This window comes from Paracoccus everestensis, assembly GCF_021491915.1.
Taxonomy (GTDB): Bacteria; Pseudomonadota; Alphaproteobacteria; order Rhodobacterales; family Rhodobacteraceae; genus Paracoccus; species Paracoccus everestensis.
This window is the reverse complement of sequence record NZ_CP090836.1, coordinates 2684050-2700447: the sequence shown is the minus strand read 5'-3', so window position 1 is coordinate 2700447 and position 16398 is coordinate 2684050. Positions and strand designations below refer to the sequence as shown.

General features: G+C 66.1%; 13 protein-coding genes. 9 read left to right on the top strand and 4 right to left on the bottom strand.

The window, feature by feature from the left end; genetic code table 11:
- Positions 1-4: 4 nt before the first annotated feature.
- The 6 genes from rodA to LZ585_RS13455 all read left to right on the top strand — a co-directional run bounded on the left by rodA (position 5) and on the right by LZ585_RS13455 (position 7762).
- Positions 5-1144, top strand: coding sequence for a rod shape-determining protein RodA (rodA, locus tag LZ585_RS13480; RefSeq protein ID WP_234854044.1), 1140 nt, complete (start codon positions 5-7; stop codon positions 1142-1144).
- Positions 1141-2052 (top strand): 2-hydroxyacid dehydrogenase, encoded by a 912-nt coding sequence (locus LZ585_RS13475; RefSeq protein WP_315857612.1) that lies wholly within the window; start codon positions 1141-1143, stop codon positions 2050-2052. The genes rodA and LZ585_RS13475 overlap by 4 nt, the downstream gene beginning before the upstream one ends.
- 110 nt (positions 2053-2162) lie before the next feature.
- Positions 2163-2690, top strand: a complete 528-nt coding sequence (locus LZ585_RS13470) for a biliverdin-producing heme oxygenase (protein WP_234854043.1) — start codon at positions 2163-2165, stop codon at positions 2688-2690.
- The gene (locus tag LZ585_RS13465; protein ID WP_234854042.1) at positions 2687-5245 is read left to right on the top strand and encodes an HWE histidine kinase domain-containing protein; all 2559 of its coding nucleotides are present in this window, start codon (positions 2687-2689) and stop codon (positions 5243-5245) included. The genes LZ585_RS13470 and LZ585_RS13465 overlap by 4 nt, the downstream gene beginning before the upstream one ends.
- A gap of 160 nt (positions 5246-5405) precedes the next feature.
- On the top strand, positions 5406-6701 hold the full coding sequence (locus LZ585_RS13460; protein ID WP_234854041.1) for an MFS transporter: 1296 nt from the start codon (positions 5406-5408) through the stop codon (positions 6699-6701).
- 53 nt (positions 6702-6754) lie between these two features.
- A complete protein-coding gene (locus LZ585_RS13455; RefSeq protein WP_234854040.1) occupies positions 6755-7762 on the top strand; it encodes an AbrB family transcriptional regulator in 1008 nt (335 codons plus the stop codon).
- A 22-nt stretch (positions 7763-7784) separates the two neighbouring features.
- Here the strand turns inward: LZ585_RS13455 and LZ585_RS13450 are convergent, their stop codons facing one another.
- Positions 7785-8474, bottom strand: a complete 690-nt coding sequence (locus LZ585_RS13450; protein WP_390625073.1) for a GntR family transcriptional regulator — start codon at positions 8472-8474, stop codon at positions 7785-7787.
- Between the two features lie 139 nt (positions 8475-8613).
- On the opposite strand from LZ585_RS13450, the gene LZ585_RS13445 reads away from it, so the two are divergent.
- From LZ585_RS13445 to LZ585_RS13435, 3 genes are all read left to right on the top strand, one after another.
- Entirely contained in the window at positions 8614-9996 is a 1383-nt protein-coding gene (locus LZ585_RS13445; protein ID WP_234854039.1) for an SLC13 family permease, read from the top strand.
- An 83-nt stretch (positions 9997-10079) separates the two neighbouring features.
- The gene (locus LZ585_RS13440) at positions 10080-11396 is read left to right on the top strand and encodes a malonyl-CoA decarboxylase (RefSeq protein ID WP_390625120.1); all 1317 of its coding nucleotides are present in this window, start codon (positions 10080-10082) and stop codon (positions 11394-11396) included.
- Positions 11393-12904, top strand: coding sequence for a malonate--CoA ligase (locus tag LZ585_RS13435; RefSeq protein WP_234854037.1), 1512 nt, complete (start codon positions 11393-11395; stop codon positions 12902-12904). The genes LZ585_RS13440 and LZ585_RS13435 overlap by 4 nt, the downstream gene beginning before the upstream one ends.
- Before the next feature lie 54 nt (positions 12905-12958).
- Here LZ585_RS13435 and LZ585_RS13430 read toward each other — a convergent pair whose 3' ends face one another.
- The 3 genes from LZ585_RS13430 to LZ585_RS13420 all read right to left on the bottom strand — a co-directional run bounded on the left by LZ585_RS13430 (position 12959) and on the right by LZ585_RS13420 (position 16364).
- Positions 12959-14542 carry a glucan biosynthesis protein gene (locus LZ585_RS13430; protein ID WP_234854036.1) on the bottom strand — a complete coding sequence of 528 codons (1584 nt, stop codon included), beginning with the start codon at positions 14540-14542 and terminating at the stop codon, positions 12959-12961.
- A gap of 163 nt (positions 14543-14705) precedes the next feature.
- Positions 14706-15443, bottom strand: coding sequence for a calcium-binding protein (locus LZ585_RS13425; protein ID WP_234854035.1), 738 nt, complete (start codon positions 15441-15443; stop codon positions 14706-14708).
- A gap of 219 nt (positions 15444-15662) precedes the next feature.
- The gene (locus tag LZ585_RS13420; protein ID WP_234854034.1) at positions 15663-16364 is read right to left on the bottom strand and encodes an anti-sigma factor family protein; all 702 of its coding nucleotides are present in this window, start codon (positions 16362-16364) and stop codon (positions 15663-15665) included.
- Positions 16365-16398: the final 34 nt, after the last annotated feature.

Below are 16398 nucleotides of genomic sequence, written 5' to 3'. Positions count from 1 at the left end.
CGTCATGTCCTATCTTGACTATTCCGTCGCCCAGACACCGACCGGCATCCGCAAGATCCTGTATCTGAACTGGCCGCTGGTCTTCCTGATCGCCGCCGTGGCCTCGATCGGGTTCCTGATGCTGGTTTCGGTCGCCGGGGGCAGGGTGGACACCTGGGCCGAGCCGCAGATGTATCGCTTTGCCGCAGGCATGGTGATCATGATCGCCCTGGCCTTTGTGCCGATGTGGTTCTGGCGCGGCATTTCCATCCCCGCCTATGTCTGCTGCTTCCTGCTTCTGGTCGCGGTGGAACTGGTGGGCGAAATCGGCATGGGCGCGCAACGCTGGATTGACATCGGCCCGATCCGCCTGCAACCGTCCGAGCTGATGAAGATCTCGCTCGTGCTGCTGCTGGCGGCCTATTACGACTGGCTGGCCCCCCACCGGGTTTCACGGCCCTTGTGGGTGCTGATCCCGGTGGTCCTGATCCTGGCCCCGACGGCGCTGGTGCTGATCCAGCCCGACCTGGGCACCTCGATCATGCTGGTGGCAGGCGGCGGCATCCTGATGTTCGCGGCAGGCGTGTCCTTGTGGTATTTCGCCGCCGTGATCGCTGCCGCCGTGGGGCTGGTGGTGACCGTGCTGAAAAGCCGCGGCACGGACTGGCAGTTGCTCAAGGATTATCAGTTCCGGCGCATCGACACCTTTCTGGACCCGACCGCCGACCCTTTGGGCGCGGGATACAACATCATCCAAAGCCAGATCGCCCTGGGATCGGGCGGCTGGTCGGGGCGGGGCTTCATGCAGGGCACGCAATCGCGGCTGAACTTCCTGCCCGAAAAGCACACCGATTTCATCTTCACCGTCCTGGCCGAGGAATTCGGCTTCGTAGGGGCCATGTCCCTGTTGGGCCTCTACACCCTGATCATCGGCTTTTGCCTGTATTCCGCGCTGACCAACCGCGATCGTTTCGCGGCCCTGATCACCGTGGGCATCAGCGGAACGTTCTTTCTGTATTTCGCGATCAACATGGCGACCGTGATGGGGATGCTGCCCGCCAAGGGATCGCCCTTGCCGCTGGTCAGCTATGGCGGGACATCCTTGATGATCCTGATGCTGGGCTTCGGGCTGGTTCAGGCCGCCCATGTTCACAGGCCGCGATGATGCGCGTCCTGTTCGCCGCCCCCGATTCGCTGTGGCCCGACTGGGCGACCGTCCTGACCCGGCTTGCCCCCGAGATGGACCTGGTGCGCGAGGCCGATCCCGCCAGCATCGATGCGATCATCTTTGCGCCGGGTGGTCCGGTCGGCGATTTGTCGCCCTTCGTGAACGCGCGTCTGGTGCAAAGCCTGTGGGCCGGGGTCGAACGCATCGTGACAAACCCCACGCTGACCCAGCCCCTGGCAAGGATGGTCGATCCCGGGCTGGCGCGGGGCATGGCGGAGTATTGCACCGGCTGGGCGATGCGCGCGCATCTTCGCATGGACGCCTATGCCCAGGATGGCGTTTGGCGCAACGACCTGACCCCGCCCCTGGCCGATGCCCGTCAGGTGACCATCCTGGGGATGGGAGAGCTTGGCCGCAGCGTGGCGGCGATGCTGGGCGGCATCGGCTTTCGGCTGGCTGGGTTCAGCGCCTCGGGCCGCGCGGTGCCGGGGGTGCGGGTCTTCCGTTCCGACGGCCTGGATCAGGCCTTGTCGCAGGCCGAGATCCTGATCACCCTTTTGCCCGATACACCGCACACCCGCGGCCTGCTGGATGCCGGCCAGCTTGCCCTGCTGCCCAAGGATGCCTGGCTGATCAATCCCGGACGCGGCACGGTGCTGGATGACGACGCGCTGCTGGCGGCCTTGGACAAGGGCCATCTGGGCCATGCGGTGCTGGATGTGTTCCGCGCCGAGCCGCTGGCCCCCCGCCATCCCTTCTGGTCCCATCCCCGCGTGACCGTCACCCCCCATATCGCCGCCGAAACCCGCGTGGAAACCGCCGCCCCCGTCGCGGTCGAAAATCTGCGCCGCGCCATGGCAGGCCGGCCGGTCCTGCATCTTGTGGACCGGCAGCGGGGTTACTAGGCTTCCCGGCCAGTTAACTTTCGTTAACCCCCTGTCTGGATTTGCCTATTGCAGCATTTCTGCAAGGACCGCTATGTCTGGGCCATATGAACCTGCAACCCGGCTTCCTCATGACAGACGGCTCCCTCCGCCGCGTTCTGATGATCGAAACGCGTGATCTGCATGACCGCCTGGACGAGGCGATCGGCGTTTTCGACGAACCTGCGGACTATTGCGCCTTTCTGTCGGGCAGCTACGCCTTTCGCGCGGCCATCGAACCCGTTCTGGCCGATCAGGGCTGGCAGGTGCAGCGGCTTGCCCCCCTGATCGCGCAGGATCTGGCGGATCTGGACCAACCGCGCCCCGACGTTCCCGCACCCCCTTCCCTTGCAAGCCCCGCCGCTCAGGCCGCCGCCTGCTATGTGCTGGAGGGATCGGCCCTGGGCGCGCGGCTGCTGGCGCGGCGCGCGGTGGATCAGGGGTTCACGGCGGATCACGGCGCCCGCCACCTGGCGGCGCAGACGGCATCGCCGCAGCGCTGGCGGCAGTTCCTGGCCTGGCTGGAAGGGGCCGACCTTCCCGTGGCCCAGGCTGCATCCGCCGCGCGCGATGTCTTTGGGCTTGCGCTGCGGGCTTATGACGTGAAGGCGCTTGCATGAACGAGAACGCCGCCTTTGACGCATCCCTGGTCGGCAAGCCTATCGACCTGACCAATTGCGACCGCGAGCCGATCCACATTCCCGGCAGCATCCAACCCCATGGCTGCCTTCTGGCCTGCGACAATGCCGCGCGCCGGGTGGTTTACCGTTCCGCCAATGCGGCGATGATGCTGAACCTGCCGGCCGATCCCCTGGGCCAGTCCCTGACCGAGGTGATCGGAGCCGATCACGCGCACAGGCTGCTCAACGCCCTGGCGATGTCGGGCCAGAACCCGCGCCCGGCCCTGGTTTTTGGCGTCCTGCTGAACGAACAGGTGCTGGACGTGACCATTCACCGCTTCCGGGGCCAGACCATCATCGAGTTCGAGCCTGCCTCGGACCGGCTGGGGACGATCATCAGCCTGTCGCGCACGGTGATCGAACGGTTGCGCCGCACCGAGGATACCGAACGGCTGATCGCCCAGGCGGCGATGCTGATGCAGGCGCAACTGGGATACGACCGGGTGATGGTCTATCAACTGGGCGAGGACGGTGCGGGCAAGGTCGTGGCCGAGGCCAAGCTGGACGAACAGGAAAGCTTTCGCGGCCAGTATTTCCCGGCGGGCGACATTCCCCAGCAGGCCCGTGCCCTGTATCTGCGCAATCCCATCCGGGTGATTGGCGACGCGTCCTTTGTGCCGGTGCCGATCCTGGCCCAGGGACCGCAGGCCGAACCGCTGGATTTGTCCTATGCCCATCTGCGCAGCGTTTCGCCCATCCATTGCGAATACCTGCGCAACATGGGCGTGGCCGCGTCCATGTCGGTGTCGATCATCATCGACGGCGCCTTGTGGGGGCTGATCGCCTGCCATCATTACTCGCCCAAGGTGCTGACCATGGCCGACCGCGCGGCGGCGGAAATGGTGGGCGAGTTCTTTTCGATGCACCTGGACGCACTGACCCGCAAGCAGGCGCGCGACGCCGAACTGGCCGCGCGCCGGGCACTGGACGACCTGCTGGTCAATGTCACCCGGAACGAGGATGCGGGCCAGGCCCTGCAAAGTCGGATGCCCAACCTGGCGGAACTGATCCCGGCCGAGGGCATCGCCATGTGGTTCGACGGCTGCTGGACCGCCTTGGGCCATGCCCCGGACGCCGCCCAGGCCGCGCCGATCCTGGCCCTGGCCGAAGGCTTGTCCGAGGCACAGGTGTTTCATACCGACTGCCTGGCCGACCTGCTGTCCGATGCAGGTCCGTTGGATGTCGCCGGGGTGATGATCGTGCCCTTGTCGAAGCGGCCGCGCGATTTCCTGTTCTACTTCCGCAAGGAAGCCGTGCAGACGCTGGACTGGGCGGGCGATCCGAACAAGATCTATGCCACCGGCCAGTTCGGCGACCGCCTGACCCCGCGCAAGAGTTTCGCGATCTGGAAGGAAACCGTCCGCGGCAAGAGCCACCCCTGGTCCGAGGCCGACCGCCGCTTTGCCGAGGCGCTGCGCATCGCCGTGGTTGAGGTGCTGTTGTTCAACAATGAGGTTCTGGCCGACGAACGCACCCGCGCCGCCGTCCGGCAGCGCGTGCTGAACCAGGAACTGAACCACCGGGTCAAGAACATCCTGGCGATCATTCAGTCGCTGGTCAGCCGCAAGCCCAAGGACGACGAGGTTCTGGGCGATTACGCCGATGCCCTGCGCGGGCGCATCCAGGCCCTGGCCTTTGCCCATGACCAGGTGGTCCGCGACGACCAGGGCGGCTTGCTGGCCGACCTGCTGGGGGCGGAACTTGGTCCCTATGCGGGCGATGGCAAGCCGATCCGGCTGGACGGACCGGCGGTTGCCCTGGACGGGCGGGCCTTTTCGGTCATGGCGCTGATCCTGCACGAGATGGCGACCAATGCCGCGAAATACGGTGCCTTGTCGCGGCCGGGCGGTCATCTGTCGGTGGACTGGTCCCTCGACGGCGACGGTCATTGCCGTATCCGCTGGACCGAGGATGGCCTGGAAGGGCTGACGCCCCCGCAGCGGTCGGGCTTTGGCACCGCGCTGATCGAACAATCGCTGCCCTTCGACCTGGGAGGCAAGGCCCATATCGACTATCGCCCGCAGGGGATCGCCGCCGTTTTCACGCTGCCCGCCGATTTCGTGCGTCTTGCCGATCCGGGCCCTGCTGCCCGTGCGCGGCCCCAGGCGCCGGTCGTTGCGGCTGTCGGTCCCTTGTCCGGGCGGCGCGTGCTGCTGGTCGAGGATCAAACCCTGATCGCCATGTCGCTCGAGGCGGAATTGCAGGACAACGGCCTGCAGGTCACCGGACGCGCGGCCACGGTCGCTGCCGGCCTGGCCCTGATCAAGGCCGATCCGCCCGAACTGGCCGTCCTAGACGTGAACCTGGCGGACGAGAATTCCCTGCCCGTGGCCGAGGCCCTGCGCGCCCGCGCCATCCCCTTTGTCTTTGCCACCGGTTATGGCAGCGACATCGGCCTGCCCGACCGCTTTGCCAACACCCCCATTGTCAGCAAACCCTATCAGATCGGCGACATCCTGCGGAAACTGGCCGAGGCCGAAGCGCAGGCCCACTGACCCCCGGCGGGCGGGCAATCCCTGAACGCAAACCCGCCATGCGCGCGCAATTATCGGGCTGCCTCGCATTCTCTTTCCGCAGTCTTTGCGATAGCGCAGGGTTTTTGGCGGGCATCTTCCGCGATGCCACGCCGTTCCTGAACAAGCGGATCGACGAACCATGACTGATCAGACAATCCCCGCATCCCATGTTGCGCGTGCTGCCCCTGTCAATTCCCCGGCGCGGGTGCTGCTGGCCAGCCTGATCGGCACGACCATCGAGTTCTTTGACTTCTACGTCTATGCGACGGCCGCCGTGCTGGTCTTTCCGACGCTGTTCTTCCCGGCCAGCGATGCGACAACGGCGCTGCTGGCATCCTTTGCCACCTTTTCCATCGCCTTCTTCGCCCGGCCTTTCGGCGCGATCGTCTTTGGCCATTTCGGCGACCGGATCGGGCGCAAGGCCACGCTGGTCGCGGCGTTGCTGACCATGGGAATTTCCACCGTCATCATCGGCCTGCTGCCGACCTATGCCCAGATCGGCGTTGCCGCGCCCGCGCTGTTGGCGCTGTGCCGGTTCGGGCAGGGCTTCGGCCTTGGCGGCGAATGGGGCGGGGCCGTGCTGCTGGCGACCGAGAACGCGCCCGAAGGCAAGCGAAGCTGGTATGGGATGTTTCCGCAGCTTGGGGCGCCGGTCGGGCTGTTCCTGTCCTCGGGCTTTTTCTGGGTGCTTTTGCATTTCATGTCCCAGGAAGACCTGCTGGCCTGGGGCTGGCGGCTGCCTTTCCTGGCCTCGATCATCCTGATCGTCCTGGGCCTGTGGGTGCGCCTGTCGATCACCGAGACGCCGGAATTCGCCGAGGCTGTCAAGCGCGACCAACGCGTATCCGTTCCCGTGGTGGAACTGTTCCGCAACCACAAGCGCAGCCTGTTCCTGGGCACATTCGTGGCGCTTGTGACATTCGTTCTGTTCTATATCTGCTCAGCCTGGCTTTTGTCCTATAACGTCAAGGTCCGGCAGATCGCCTTCATGGACGCCCTGCTGATGCAGATCTATGGCTCGGTCATCTTCGGGCTGGCGATCCCGCTGGCGGGCAAGATCGCCGATGCGACAGGGCGGCGTCCGTTTCTGGTGGTGGTCACCATCCTGATCGGCGGCTTTTCCTTTTTCCTTGCACCGCTGATGGGCGGGGGGCAGGGCGGGCTTTATGCCTTTGTTACGGTCGGCATGTTCCTGATGGGCCTGACTTATGGCGTGATCGGCGCCGCCTTGGCCGCGCCCTTTCCGACGCGGGTGCGCTATACCGGGGCGTCGATCACATTCAACTTCGCGGGGATCTTCGGGGCCTCGCTGGCACCCTATGCCGCGACCTGGTTGCAGCAAACCTATGGGTTGTCCCATGTCGGCTATTACATGCTGGCGGCATCGGTGATCACGCTGGCCTGCATCCTGGCCTCGGGACGCGACGAGGTTTGAAGCCGGGCGCGGCAGGAAGCCAGAGCGGCTTGCGCAGGCGGCAGGCGTTCACGGTGCTGATCGGAGTGATCGGCGTCGTGCTGTTCTGGCTGCTGCACCTGCCGCTGCCGTTCCTGTTCGGGCCGATGATCGCATCGCTGGTGGCAGCCCTGGCGGGCGTGCGGCTGGCAGGGCCGGGCCAGGCCACGGTTGCGGCGCGGTCGGTGCTGGGCGTGGCCATCGGCGCATCAGTCACACCCGCACTTGTGGCCGAACTGCCCACGATGCTGGCGTCGGTGGCGATCATCCCCTTTTATGTCGCGGCTATCGGTCTGGTCGGGGTGCCGTTCTTTCGCCGTTTTTGCGGCTTTGACCTAGTCACGGCCTTTTATGCCGCCATGCCCGGCGGGGCCGCCGACATGACCATCTTCGGGGCCGAGGCGGGGGCCAATATCCGCCAGGTGTCGCTGGTCCATGTCACGCGGCTGCTGGTCATCATGATCGTCGGGCCGCTGGTGCTGGTGGGCATCTATGGGGTCGAACTGACGCATCCGGTGGGCCAGCCCGCCGCCGACATCCCGTGGCGCGAACTGGCGGTCATGGTTGCCGCCGCCCTGCTGGGCTGGAAGGCGGCGGAACGCGCAGGCCTGTTCGGCGCGGCGATCCTGGGCCCGCTGATCGCCGCCGCCGTCCTGTCGCTGGCGGGCGTGTTGCATATGCGTCCCCCGCAAGAGGCGCTGCTGGCCGCCCAATTCCTGATCGGGATGGGCATCGGCGTAAGCTACGTCGGCGTCACGCTGCGCGAACTGCGCGAAACCGTCGCGGGCGGCGCGGTCTTTGTGCTGATCCTGGCGGTGATCGCGGGCGCGGTGACGGAATTCGTGACCCTGACCGGCCTTGCGCCCCCGGTCGAGGGCTTTCTGGCCTTCATGCCCGGCGGCCAGGCCGAGATGTCGATGCTGGCGCTGATCGCGGGTGCCGACCTCAGCTTTGTGGTGGTTCATCACATCACGCGGGTGATCCTGGTGCTGACCGGCGCGCCGATCCTGTTCAGGCTGCTCCGCCGCCGCGGGCGCGGCTGACCCCAGCGGATACCCCGCCCCCTCAGGCCAGCGTTTGCCGCAGCACCGCGATCAGATCGTGGAACCGGTCCCCCTGCACGATCACATGATCGCGCAGCGCCCGTGCCGCGCCATCGCCATCGCCCTTGCCGATCGCCGCGACAATGGCGTCATGTTCCGCGAACGACCGGCCCATGCGATTGCGGACCTGCAACTGCATCCGGCGATAGGGTTGCAGCATGGCGTGCAGGCGCGCGGCTTCCTGCATCAGAAAGGCATTGTGGGTGGCGCGGTAGATGCAGTGGTGGAAATCCGAATTGCGGGCGTAATAGGCCTCGATCTCGCCTGCCTCGGCCAGGCGGCGGCAGTCGTCATGGACCTGCCGGAAGGCGTCCAGTTCCGCGTCGTTGATGCGGCGGGCGGCCAGACGGCCGCAGCTTGCCTCGACCTCGGCCATGACCTCGAAGCGTTCGGCCAGTTCCGCAGGCGTCCATTGGCTGACGAATGTCCCGCGCTTGGGCATGACGCGGACCAGACCAGAGGCTTCAAGCTGCTGGAACGCCTCGCGGATGGGGGTGCGTGAACAGTCGAATTCCTGTTCCAATGCCTCGGGGTCCAGACGCGTGCCGGGAAGGTATCGGCCCTGGACAATGGCGTCCTCAAGCGCGCGCCTGATCCGCAAGGTGGTCGGAACACTGGCCAATGCCGTTTCTCCCGTCGCTGCCCACAGCATAGCCAAGCAGCAATGAAACATCCATCAGCAATCTTGTTATATACAACAGATCGTGTCTGGCGTATAAAACCTGCGGGAGGAGGATTCGTGTGGAGGCGGATCCCCGACGCAGATCATGCAGGAAAAGGGGAAACGCCGCATGACACCACATCTGATTTCCATCTATGCGCTGGTGCTGATGTTCGTGATTGCGACCATCTGGCCGATCAACATGGGCGTCCTGGCCTTTGTCGGCGCCTTTCTGGTCGGCACGCTGCTGGCCGCGCAGACCACCAAGGATACCATCGCCGGCTTTCCGGGCGGGCTGTTCCTGACCCTGGTCGGCATCACCTGGCTGTTCGCCCTGGCGCAGAACAACGGCACGATCGACTGGCTGGTGCGCATGGCCGTGCGTGCGGTCAAGGGCCGGATCGGCGCGATCCCCTGGATCATGTTCGGGATTTCGGCGCTGCTGACGGCGGTGGGCGCGGTCAGCCCCGGCGCGGTCGCCATTGTGGCGCCCATCGCCCTGGGCTTTGCCTTCCGCTATCACATCAGCCCGCTGCTGATGGGCTTGATGGTGGTGCATGGCGCGCAGGCCGGGGGATTTTCGCCCATCAGCATCTATGGCGGCATCACCAACGGCGTCGTGCAGGAAGCGGGTCTGCCCTTGTCGGCGCTGACGACCTTTGCCGCCAGCTTCTTTGTCAACGCGGCGGTGGCGGCGATCCTGTTCATGGTCCTGGGCGGGCGGCAGTTGATGACCGCGCGGTCCGGCGCCGTGGAAACCGTGCGGGTTCCGCATATCGAAATCGCCCGGGCAGCCACCGGTCCCCAGATCTTTGGCGACAGCGAGGCCGAGGCGCTGAGCCGCCGCATCGGCGAGGAAGCGGGCGGCGATTCCAACCGCCTGGTGGCCGAGGTCGCGGAAGGCAACCAGCCCGACGGCACGCCTTATCAGATCTTCACCCTGGCGGGTCTGGCGCTGCTGGCGGTGCTGGTTCTGGCCTTCAACCTGGATATCGGCTTTGTCGCGCTAACCATCGGCCTTGCGCTGGCGTTGTGGAACCCGACCATGCAGAAACGCGCCATGGCGCAGGTCGCCTGGCCGGAAATCATGCTGATCACCGGCGTGTCCACCTATGTCGCGGTGCTGCAGGCCATGGGCACCATCGACTTCGTGGGCGACAGCGTGGCCGGCATGGCCTCGCCCCTGCTGGCGGCCTTGATGCTGTTCTTCATCGGCGCGGTGGTGTCGGCCTTCGCGTCGTCCACGGCGGTGCTGGGGTCGCTGATCCCGCTGGCCGTGCCTTTCTTGCAAGGCGAAAGCGGCGTCGGCGCCATCGGCTTCATCGCCGGGATGGCGGTCGCGTCCACCATCGTCGATGTCAGTCCGTTTTCCACCAACGGCGCCCTGGTCCTGGCCAACGCGCATGGCACGGACCGGCAGGCCTTCTTCCGCAAGCTGCTCAGCTATGGCGCCATCGTCACCGTCGTGGCACCGGTGGTGCTGTGGCTGATCTTCGTCGTGCTGCCGGGCTGATCCCGGCGGCCTTTCCCAAGGAGAGCGCCGTGACACGGACCGCGCAGACCCCCCGCACGAACCGCTTCGGCGATCTGTTCGACATGCTGACCGACCGAGGCCGCGCCCTTCTGCGCTGGCGCGACCCCGCGGGCCGCGTCACCACCCCGCCTGGCCTGCCCGAGATGGGCGAGCTGCTGCTGTCCCGGCGGGGCGAGGCGTCGGGCGTGGCCCTGGCCCGCGCCCTGGTCACGGCCTTCCAGGACGCGGACGAAGCGAAACGGCTGGAGTTCCTGACGGCCCTGGCGGACCACTTCGGTCCCGATCCCGATGCCGTCCGCAAAGCTGTCGAGGCGCTGCGCGACAACCGATCCGTCGAGGCCATCGAGGCGCTGCACGATGCCGCCGAACCCCGCCGCCAGGAACTGTTCCGCCGCCTGAACCTGGCCCCCGGCGGCACGGCGGCCCTTGTGCGGATGCGAGAGGAACTGCTGCGCCATCTGAAGGACAGCCCCGGTCTGCGCCGGGTGGACAGCGATTTCGCGCATCTGTTCGCGTCATGGTTCAACCGGGGCTTTCTGTCGCTGCGCCATATCGACTGGAACACCCCTGCCGCGATCCTGGAAAAGATCATCCGATACGAGGCCGTCCACGCGATCCAGAACTGGGACGACCTGCGCAATCGCCTGCAACCGACCGACCGGCGCTGTTACGGATTCTTCCACCCGCAGCTGGTGGACGAGCCGCTGATCTTCGTCGAGGTCGCGCTGACCCGCGACATTCCCGACACCGTAGCGCCGCTGCTGGATCTGGACCGAAAGCCCATCGACGCGGACCAGGCCAGCACGGCGGTATTCTATTCCATCTCGAACACGCAGCGGGGACTGGCAGGGGTGTCCTTTGGCAATTTCCTGATCAAGCAGGTGGTCGAGGAGCTGAAGGCCGAACTGCCCGACATCCGCACCTTTGTCACCCTGTCGCCGGTGCCGGGCTTTGCCGCCTGGCTGGAAAAGGCGCGGGCGGAGGGCGACCTGCTGGACGACGATTTGCGCGCCGCCCTGAAACCCCTGGACCAGCCGGGCTGGCACGTGGACCACGATGCCGCGCAGGTGCTGCGCGAACCGTTGCTGGCCGCGGCCGCGATCTATTTCCTGCGCGCCCGCGACGCCAAGGGCCGTGCCGTCGATCCCGTCGCACGATTTCACCTGGGCAACGGCGCCTGCCTGGAACGGCTGAATTTCGGGGGCGACGTGTCGGCCAACGGCTTGAAGCAATCGCACGGGCTGATGGTCAACTACCTGTACGACCCCGACCGGATCGAGGCCAATCACGAGGCATTTGCCGAACGCACGGAAATCGCCGCGTCGGATGCAGTCCGCCGCCATTTGCCCGCGCGTGCCACCACGAAGGAAAAGCCATGAACGCCAACCTGTTCCACATCCTTGAAACCGGCGTCACGGACGCCCGCGCCACCGCGATCGAGACCGCCAAGGGCGAGCGGATCAGCTATGCCGATCTGGTGGCGCGTGCGGGGCGCATGGCCAATGCGCTTGTGTCCCTGGGCGTCGCGCCGGGCGACCGGGTGGCCGCGCAGGTGGAAAAGTCGGTCGAGGCGATCATCCTTTATCTGGCCACCGTGCGCGCGGGCGCGGTCTTCCTGCCGCTGAACACGGGCTATACGCCCGCCGAGATCGACTATTTCATCGGCGACGCGACGCCCGCGGTCTTTGTCTGCGATCCCGCCCGGGCCGATGCGCTGACTGACGCGGCGGCGCGCGCGGGCGCGCGGATCGTCACGCTGGACGCGGACGGGCAGGGCAGTCTGACAGATGCCGCCGCCGGGGCCTTGCCCGATTTCGCGACCGTCCCGCGCGATGCCGATGATCTGGCGGCGCTTCTCTATACCTCGGGGACCACCGGGCGCAGCAAGGGCGCGATGCTGACCCATGGCAACCTGGTGTCGAACACCCAGGCGCTGCGGGATGCCTGGCGCTATACCGCCAATGACGTGCTGATCCATGCCTTGCCGATCTTTCACACGCACGGGCTGTTCGTGGCGACCAACGTGACGCTGTTTTCCGGCGCCTCGATGATCTTCCTGCCCAAGTTCGACCCCGACCGGATCATCCAACTGATGGACCGTGCGACGGTGCTGATGGGCGTGCCCACTTTCTATGTCCGGCTGTTGCAGGACGACCGGCTGGACCGCAACGCAACCGCGCGGATGCGCCTGTTCATTTCCGGCAGTGCGCCGTTGCTGGCGGAAACGCATCGCGAATGGCAGGCGCGCACGGGCCACGCGATCCTGGAACGATACGGGATGACCGAGACGAACATGAACGCGTCCAACCCTTATGAGGGCGACCGGATCGCGGGCACCGTGGGAATGCCCCTGCCCGGGGTCGAGATCATCGTGTCCGATCCCGACACCGGCGCGGACCTGCCGCAGGGCCAGATCGGCATGATCGAGGTGCGCGGCCGCAATGTCTTCAAGGGATATTGGCAAATGCCGGAAAAGACCGCTGCCGAGTTGCGCGACAACGGCTTTTTCATCACCGGCGACCTGGGGAAATTCGATGAACGCGGCTATCTGCACATCGTCGGGCGCGGCAAGGATCTGATCATCACCGGCGGCTACAACGTCTATCCCAAGGAGATCGAGACGGAAATCGACGCGCTGCCCGGCGTGACGGAATCCGCCGTGATCGGCCTGCCGCATCGCGATTTCGGCGAGGCCGTGACGGCGGTTGTTGTGCCTGCCACGGCCAATGCCCTGTCCGAGGAGGATGTCCTGGCGTCGCTTGAGGGGCGGCTGGCGAAATTCAAGCAGCCCAAGCGTGTGCTGTTCGTGGACGAACTGCCGCGCAACACCATGGGCAAGGTGCAAAAGAACCTGCTGCGCGACCGATACGCCAGCCTTTATGCGTAGGGTGCGTGCTTGCACGCACCGCTCTGACGCCAAAGGTGCGTGACATCAGGCACCCTACGGCGTGCGGGCCAGAAGCGCGCGAAGCTGCGACGGGAACAGTTGCAGGATCAGCGTTTCCGTCATGGCCGTGCCGCCGTGATCGACATAGGCGCGCAGGTCGATCGGCGCATCGCCCTTGTCATCAAAGGACAGGTCGAACAGCGCCCGCCAGTAATCCGCGCCCACCACGGGATAGACGGCGGTGTTCGACACCCGGGCCTGTGCCGTCGATACGGCGACGGACAGCCCGTCCTGACGGGTCAGCCCCTGAAGGTTCGGCCCGGCAAAATCGCAGACGATCTTGACCACCCCCTTGGGCCGGGGCTGGCCCGGCACCCCGCCCGCGCCGATGCGGGTGGCGGTGAAATGGGCAATGGGGCTGACAGCAGGGTTGTCGCGGACCCATTCCAGGCGATAGGCGAAATCGTGGCTCTGGCCCGCTGCCGTGGCGCCGGAAGGCTGCCAGAAGGCCACGATATTGTCGTGAATTTCGTCATCCGTGCGCAATTCGGTCAGCACCACCAAGCCGTTGCCCCAATCGCCCTGCGGCGTGATCCAGGCGCTTGCGCGCCGGTCATAGAAAACCCCGTCATCCTGATATTGCGCGAAATCCCGTTCCCGCTGCATCAGCCCGAACCCCATGACCGATGGGGCGGCAAAGCTGTTCACCATGGTTCCCGGCGGGTTGTTCAGCGGTCGCCAGATCCGTTCGCCGCTGGCGGCCAGGATTTCCAGCCCGTCGGAATCATGCACCTCGGGGCGCCAGTCGGGGGCCACATGGGGCGTGTTCTTGCCGAACCAGAACATCGAAGTCAGGGGCGCGATCCCCAGCCGTTCCACCGCGTCGCGCAGGAACACCGTGGCGGTGATGTCCTGCGCCACGCCCTTGCCGCGCCGCGATTCGATGCGATAGGCGCCGGTCGCGCTGGGGCTGTCCAGCAGCGCAAAGGCGGTCAGGTCGCCGTTTTCCGCCGGTTCCAGCCAGAAATGGGTGAACAGCGGAAACTCCTCGGGGCCGTCCGGGATTGCGGTGTCGATGGCAAGGCCGCGCGCGGACAGGCCGAACTGCCCGCTATAGCCCGACGTGCGCCAATAGGACGCGCCCAGAAAGGCCATCCAGTCGATCTTCGTGTCTGCGTCCTGCACCCGAAAGCCAGCGAAGCCCTTGGTGCGGGTCAACTGGCGGGCCGGATGGCCTTCGGGGATGTCGAACAGGTCCAGCGAAAACGGCACCTCGGTCGCCATGCCATCCTTGACCGCGAAGATCCGGACAGGATTGCGGAAATACCTGCCCGGGAAAAAGGCCTGCACCGGCGAGACATCGCCTTGCCCCTGCCACAGGCTGCGGTCGGAACGGAAACGCACCTGATTGTGCCGGTCGTAATCCACCTGGTCCAGGATTTCGGGATCGGCGATCTCCTCGGGGGCATGGGGTTTCGCAGCCAGGTCGCGCGCCATGTCCCGAAGCCGGTCAAAGGAAAATGGCTGGCTTTCCCCCGCCGCGTCCTGCGCCCGTGCCAGATGCGGCAACAGAAAGAACGCCCCGCCGCCCAGGGCGGCTTGCAGCAGGTGGCGGCGGTGGAAACGGTCGCTGGACATGAAAACCCGGTGGCTGGCATTTGCGCGGCAACAAATGTTTGCTTCTGGCGCAAATGCAAGTCCGGGCGCGAAGGTCGGCGGTCCCTTGCCATCGTATCGGGCAGGCACGCCAAGGCAATGGCGCCCGTTTGGCCAGGCCGCAGGCCGCGGCCCGGCCATGGGGTCACCAGATGAAGTCGTCGCCGTCCAGTTGATTCAGGCGCGTATCCTCGATCACCAGGGTGTTGGCGCCTGCGCGGATCACGACATCCGCTCCGTCTTGGCTGGCGGCCGAACGGATGCTGGCGAAGCTGTCGAAGCGGGCAAAATAGGAAACGTCGATGTCGTCGTCGCCGTTCTCGAAATCGGTGATCCGGTCGGTGCCGCCGTTGAAGACAAAGCGGTCGGCCCCTTCACCCCCGGCCATCACGTCGTTGCCGGCCCCGCCGTTCAGCACGTCGTTGCCCTCGCCGCCGATCAGCCTGTCATTGCCCGCCTGGCCCAGCAGCACGTCGTCGCCTTCGCCGCCGCGCAGGATGTCGTTGCCCGCGCCCGACGTCATGCGGTCGTTGCCTTCGCCCCCGTCGATCGTGTCGCGCCCGCCCTCGGTGACAGCGTTGTCATTGCCCTCGCCCAGGGTAACCGCGTTATTGCCGCCGCCCGCGCGGACGGTGTCGTTGCCTTCGCCGGCATTGATACGGTCGCTGCCCCCGTCGGCCCAGATAATATCGTTGCCCGATCCGCCCCAAAGGACATTGTTGCCTGATCCACCCCGGATCTGGTCATTGCCTTCGCCGCCGTCGATGGTGTCGTTTCCGCCCCCGCCCGACAGGGTGTCGTCGCCCGACCGGCCAAAGATCAGGTCGGCCAGGGTCGTGCCATTGTATCGGTTGTCGCCGTCGTTTCCGCGATAGGTCGCCATGTCAGTTTCTCCTGCAAGGGCGGTAAGGGGAAAGGGCCGCGCTGCTCGCCCGTGGCAGCCGCGTCCCGTCAGGCGGGGCGGGCTGCACCCCGCGTAACCGCCTGATGCAGCGTTTACGAGACAGGGCCGTGACTATTCCCGGCGGCGTGAAAATTTTTGGGCGGAATAGCAAAAAGACCCCCTTGGGGGCCTTTGCGACGCGATAGGTCGGCCGACGCGTTATTCTGCCAAGGCCGCCTCCTCGTCTTCCGGGGTCAAGGGATCGCCCGCGCCGGTCCTGGACAGCCATTCATCCAGGGCCGCGATGTCGCCGGATGCGGGGACATAGCCATCCAGGCCCGTCATGTCGCTGGCGAACTGGCGTTGCCAGCCATCGCCGGCGCGGCAAGCGACGCTGACCGTCAGGCTTGCATCCTGCGCGGTTTCGTATTCCCGGCAGAAGGCACCATCCGGCGTGCGATAAGATGCGATCATCGTCAGGTCGCGCCCATCGCCAAGCTCTATCCCCTGACCCGAGGGTAGGCTGTCCAGTGCCGCGACCTCTGCCTGCGGCAGGTCCGAGGGTGCGCCCCCCATCTGCCACCAGCCAAGCCCCACCACGGCCAGGGCCATCGCCGCAGCAAGCGCCGCCCAGGGCGCGCGGTTGGTATTGGCAGGCCCGGGGGGCGCAGTCGGGGTGACCGTGGCCTGGGCCTGGGCCGCGCTGCCCGCCGCGCGAATGCGGGCGATCAGATCCTTGTCGGAAGGCACCGCCGGGGCAGCCGAGGACAAGGCCTTCAGCCGTGCCCGCGATTCGCTGAACAGCCGCAGCCGGGCCTGGGCCTCGGGGTCGTCGGCGATGGCTGCGGAAATGCGGGCGGCCTCGGCCTGGCCCAACTCTCCGTCGGCCAGGGCCATCAAGGTTTCGTCGTCAATCTGCACGGCCTGATCCTTTTGAACAGGTATCGTTGAAATA